The sequence below is a fragment of the Stenotrophomonas sp. P5_A8 genome (assembly GCF_056400545.1).
Genome location: NZ_JBFULB010000268.1, coordinates 1 through 5271 on the forward strand (window position 1 = coordinate 1; position 5271 = coordinate 5271).

Sequence of the window (5271 nt, forward strand, 5' to 3'; positions counted from 1 at the left end):
CCCCCCCCCCCCCCCCCACCGACGGCCGCGCCTGTAAAGGTCCACGGCGGGCTTCGTGCTTACCACGCGGATGCAGGGGAAAACCCATAAAAAATGGCACCGCAAGCGGTGCCATTGAAGGAACGCATCGAGGAGAGAGTTCAATGCATGCCGCGGAACGCGAGGGTCAGGGCCAGGATCGACAGAATCACCGCGATGGTGCCGTCCAGAATCCGCCAGGTCTTGGGCTTGGTGAACAGCGGGGCCAGCATGCGTGCGCCCAGCCCTTGGGCGGTCAGCCACAGGCAGCTGGCGGTGAACACGCCGGCGGCGAACGCCATGCGCGCGTTGCCGAAGTTCTCGGCAATGCCACCAATGACCATCATGTCCAACCAGAAATGCGGGTTGATCAGCGAGAAGCCGACTGCTGAAATCAGCACGGCACGGCGCGAGGTGCTGTCGCCATCGTCCACGTGCATGCCGCCGCCACCGGCCAGCGCACGCCGCGCCGACTGCCAGGCGTACCAGGCCAGGAAGGCGACGCCGCCCCACAGCACCACCGTGGTCAGCCACGGCAGCGCTTGTGTCAGGGTGCGCAGGCCGGCCACGCTGGCGAAGATGAAGATGCCGTCGATCGCCGCGCAGGTGGCTACCACCGGCACGATGTGCTTGCGCAGGATGCCCTGGCGCAGGATGAAGGCGCTCTGCGCACCGACCACGGCGAACAGGCCGATGCCGGTAGCGGCGCCGCTGAGCCACGCGGCCAGACCGGGGCCGCCGGAGAGAATGGTGGAGAACATGGGATACCGCCTTGTCTTGCAGGTGGGAGCGGTGCCTCGCCAAGGCGTACAGCACCGGATGGCGCACATTGTCGCGCCGCAACATGAAAAAGTAGAGCTAAACTTACTTAACCATCTTTAGCGAGACTTAATCTGATGCGCATCGACCATGCCCAGCTGCGCGCGTTGGCCGCGGTGGTCCGCGAGGGCAGCTTCGAGCGGGCCGCGCAGTCGCTCAATGTGACCGCTTCGGCGGTGTCCCAGCGGATCAAGGCGCTGGAGGATCGGGTCGGGCGACTGCTGGTAAAGCGCTCCTCGCCCGCGGTGGCCACCCCGGAGGGCCAGGTGCTGGTGCAGCTGGCCGAGCAGACGGCGCTGCTGGAGCACGATGCGCTGCATCGGATGGGTATCGCCGATGAAGACCTGCCGCACGCGAGCATTCCGGTGGCGGTCAACCACGACAGCCTGGAGACCTGGTTCCCGGAGGCGGCGCTGAACTTCGCGCGGCAGACCGGCACCACGCTGGACCTGCGTTCGGAAGACCAGGACCACACGGTGGCGTTGCTGCGCCAGGGGGCGGTGCTCGGCGCGGTGACCACGCTGGACGAGCCGGTGCAGGGCTGCCAGATCCATGCGCTGGGCAGCATCCGCTACGCCGCCACGTGCACCCCGGCCTTCCATGAGAAGCATTTCGCCAAGGGGGTCAATGCGCAGTCGCTGGCGCAGGCGCCGGTGCTGGTGTTCAACCGCAAGGACGACATGCAGGCRCGTTTCGCCCGACGCCTGGCCGGTGACGATCTGCCACTGACGGCGCCGACGTGGTGGATTCCGTCGACGCGGGCGTTCGTCCAGGCCAACCTGGGCGGGCTGGGCTGGACGATGAATCCGCTGCCGCTGGTCAAGCGCCATCTGGAGGCCGGCCGACTGGTGCTGATGAAGCAGCGCGCGTGGGAAGACGTGCCGCTGTACTGGCAGCACTGGAAGGGCGACGTGCAGACCATGGCGCTGCTGACCCGGGCGGTGCTGGATGCGTCGACCACGCTGGTGCGGAAGAAGCGCTGACGGGATCGGCCGGCACGGTTCAGAAGCAAGAAGCACATCCTGCGGGGCGCCACGCCCTACACGGCCCGATGATCCCGGCCGGCGCAGCATCGGCGCATCCCCGCGATGGCCATGGCGATGGACACCGATCCGGTCTACCTGCATATCCGCGTGGTGCTCAGCATCATCCTGGGGCTGAGCATCACTACCCTGCTGCGCGGGTTGGCCTCGATCATCGAGCACCCCGGGCGGCGTGGTTGGTCATGGATCCACCTGTGCTGGGTGCTGTGGGCGCTGATCTCGGTGGTGACGTTCTGGTGGTGGGAGTTCCGCCTCGGCGAAGTGCGCCAATGGACGTTCGGGCTGTACCTGTTTGTCATCGCCTACTGCGCGGCCTGGTTCATGCTGTGCGTGCTGCTGTTTCCCGATGACGTGCGCGAGTACGGCAGTTATGAGGCCTATCTGCTGCAACGTCGCGGCTGGTTCTTCGGCATGCTGGCGCTGCTGACCCTGCTCGACCTGGGCGATACGGCCATCAAGGGCCACAGCCGGTGGCAGATGCTCGGGCCGGCCTATCCCCTGCATACGGTGCTGATGCTGGCGGTCGCCGGCCTGGGTGCGGTCTGCCGCCAGCGACGCGTGCAGCTGGCGCTGGCCGTGGCAGCGCTGCTGTACCAGGCGATCTACTTCCTGGCCGAGTACTTCACCCTTTCGCCGGATTGAGCGCATTGCACCGGCCGGATGCTGCGTTGCACCAGAAATCGGGCGAAAGGCGATAAAATCGCCATCCTGGAGTGCCAACCCTTTGTTTCTTCACGCCTCGTAGCCGGGGCGTGGGCATCCTGTTCACATCTCCCCCACCTGAGATCCCCATGAAGAAATTCGCCAAGGTCGTCCTCGGCCTGCTCGTGCTGTTGCTGCTGACAGCCGCGCTTTTCCTGTATTGGCCCCTGCACCAGCGCTCGGTCCCGGCCGCGGCCAACGGCAAGCCGGTCGATGTCGTGCTGGTCGGCGGCGGCATCATGAGCATCACCCTGGCCACGTTCCTGCAGGAACTGCAGCCGGACTGGAACATCCAGCTCTACGAACGCCTCGACGGCGTGGCGCTGGAGAGTTCGGACGGCTGGAACAACGCCGGCACCGRCCACTCGGCGTTCGCCGAACTCAACTACACCCCCGAACTGCCCGATGGCAGCATCGAGACCAAGCGGGCGGTCGGTATCGCCGAACAGTTCGAGATCTCCCGCCAGTTCTGGTCGCACCAGATCAAGCAGGGGCGCCTGGGCGAACCATCGGATTTCATCAATCCCACCCCGCACATGAGCTTTGTGTGGGGCGATGACAACATCGCCTACCTGCACAAGCGCCAGCAGGCGCTGGTCAAGAACCCGCTGTTCTACGGCATGCAGTATTCCGAGGATGCCACGCAGATCAAGCAGTGGGCGCCACTGCTGATGGAAGGCCGCGACCCGAAGCAGAAGGTCGCCGCGACCTGGATGCCGCTGGGCACCGACGTCAACTTCGGCGTGATCACCCGGCAGCTGACCGCCGGCCTGCAGCGCAGCCCGAACTTCCAGCTGCACCTGGAGCATGAAGTGGGCGCGCTGCGCCAGAACGAGGACAAGAGCTGGAACGTGACGGTCAAGGACCTGAAGTCCGGCAAGGAGTCCACGATCAAGTCGCGCTTCGTGTTCATCGGGGCCGGCGGTGCCGCGCTGAAGCTGCTGCAGTTGTCGGGCATCCCCGAGGCGAAGGACTATGCCGGCTTCCCGGTGGGCGGCCAGTTCCTGGCCTTCCAGGACCCGGCAATCGCCGGACGCCATTCGGTCAAGGCTTACGGCATGGCCGAGACCGGCTCGCCGCCGATGTCGGTGCCGCACCTGGACGCGCGCAAGCTGGACGGCAAGCCGGTGGTGCTGTTCGGGCCCTTCGCGCTGTACAGCACCAAGTTCCTCAAGCACGGCTCGTGGTTCGACCTGTATTCCTCGGTCAACCACAACAACGTGGCCGGCATGCTCGATGTGGGCATGGAGAACCTGGACCTGGTGAAGTACCTGATGGGCCAGGCGCGCCTGAACGACGCGGATCGCCAGGCCGAACTGGTCAAGTATTTCCCCAACGCCAAGCGTGAGGACTGGAAACTGGTCACCGCCGGCCAGCGCGTGCAGATCATCAAGCGCGACCCGGAGAAGGGTCCGGTGCTGCAGTTCGGTACCGAGATCGTGACCGACAAGGATCACACCCTGGCCGCGCTGCTGGGCGCCTCGCCGGGCGCCTCGACGTCGCCGCCGATCATGCTGGACCTGCTCAAGAAGGCGTTCCCGCAGCAGATGGCCGCCGGCTGGGAAGCGCAGCTGAAGCAGATCGTGCCGTCCTACGGGCGCAAGCTCAACGACAGCCCGGCACTGACCAACGAGATCCGCCGCCAGACCAGCGAAACGCTGAAGCTGCCCTACCTGGAGGTGCCGGTGGAAAACGCCACCACCCCGGCGGTGATGCTGACCCCGCCGCCGGCCGCCGCACCGGCGCAGAAGAAGCGCAACGCCAACGAAGAACTGCAGGCGCTGTAAGCCTGCCTGCTGCGGCGTTGGCCGCGCGGTGAAAACCTGGATCCGGCCCCGGTGTGGGCCGGATTTTTTTTGCGTGTTATTCCATCGGCGTGGGAAACATCGGGCGCTCTCTGGACCTTTATGAAGCGGCAGTCGGTGGGCCGGGCGCTGGGCTCCCATRCCCTTTCCGGCGAATGTCCTCCGGCGTCGGCCTGCGGCCGCCCCCTCCCCCTTTATTTCGCCTCCAAGGGCATGGGAGCCCAGCRCCCGACCCACCGACCACCGAGAGAAGCCYGGCTTCCRCCTGCWTRCCGCAAGCCGAGCCYCGTAGCRGCCGGTAGCAACTGTGTTGACCAGCGCCCGCCTGATCCGTGGCTGAGGCGGCGGGCACGCCGGTGCGGGACACGCCGGGAACCCATCCATGGGGTCTGGTTTCCGCCCATCCGGGGCTCCAACGGCCCCGCACCGACCTACCCGCCGCCTCCGGGCGGTTTCTTGCGCGCGCGGTAAGCGGTAGGTGCCGGCCGTTGGCCGGCACGCTTTTGCCCTTCATGTTGTCCGCCCAAGGCGTTCAGGCTGGGCCCATGGCGGCTCTTTCATCGCGCACGCGCGCATTGAGGATGACCAGCATCTTGCGCATCACCGCTACCAGGGCCACCTTTCCTTCCTTGCCACGTGCACGCAGCGACCTGTAAAAATCACGCAGACGCGGCTCGTGACGGGCGGCGGACATGGCCGCCATGTATAGCGCCTTCCGGACGTCGGCTCGGCCTCCTTTGATCCCGCGTTTGCCACGCACGGTGCCGCTGTCGTGCGACAGCGGGGCGACGCCTACCAATCTGGCGATCTGCTTTCCGCCAAGGGTTCCCAGCTCTGGCAACCGGCACATCAGTACCGCCAGCAACACCGGGCCCACGCCCTTG

General features: G+C 66.3%; 5 protein-coding genes. 3 read left to right on the forward strand and 2 right to left on the reverse strand.

What is annotated here, in order from left to right; all coding sequences use genetic code 11:
- Positions 1-140: 140 nt before the first annotated feature.
- Positions 141-779: a LysE/ArgO family amino acid transporter gene (locus AC1DQP_RS15915; protein WP_256776364.1), complete on the reverse strand. Its 639-nt coding sequence runs from the start codon at positions 777-779 to the stop codon at positions 141-143.
- A gap of 135 nt (positions 780-914) precedes the next feature.
- On the opposite strand from AC1DQP_RS15915, the gene AC1DQP_RS15920 reads away from it, so the two are divergent.
- The 3 genes from AC1DQP_RS15920 to mqo all read left to right on the forward strand — a co-directional run bounded on the left by AC1DQP_RS15920 (position 915) and on the right by mqo (position 4369).
- The gene (locus AC1DQP_RS15920) at positions 915-1820 is read left to right on the forward strand and encodes a LysR family transcriptional regulator ArgP (protein ID WP_256776365.1); all 906 of its coding nucleotides are present in this window, start codon (positions 915-917) and stop codon (positions 1818-1820) included.
- Positions 1821-1937: 117 nt separating this feature from the next.
- Positions 1938-2522, forward strand: a complete 585-nt coding sequence (locus tag AC1DQP_RS15925) for a hypothetical protein (RefSeq protein WP_457320562.1) — start codon at positions 1938-1940, stop codon at positions 2520-2522.
- Positions 2523-2671: 149 nt separating this feature from the next.
- Positions 2672-4369 carry a malate dehydrogenase (quinone) gene (mqo, locus tag AC1DQP_RS15930; protein WP_478051984.1) on the forward strand — a complete coding sequence of 566 codons (1698 nt, stop codon included), beginning with the start codon at positions 2672-2674 and terminating at the stop codon, positions 4367-4369.
- A gap of 550 nt (positions 4370-4919) precedes the next feature.
- Here the strand turns inward: mqo and AC1DQP_RS15935 are convergent.
- Positions 4920-5271 (reverse strand): transposase (locus AC1DQP_RS15935; RefSeq protein ID WP_478051985.1); only part of this gene is annotated, 352 nt, incomplete at its 5' end.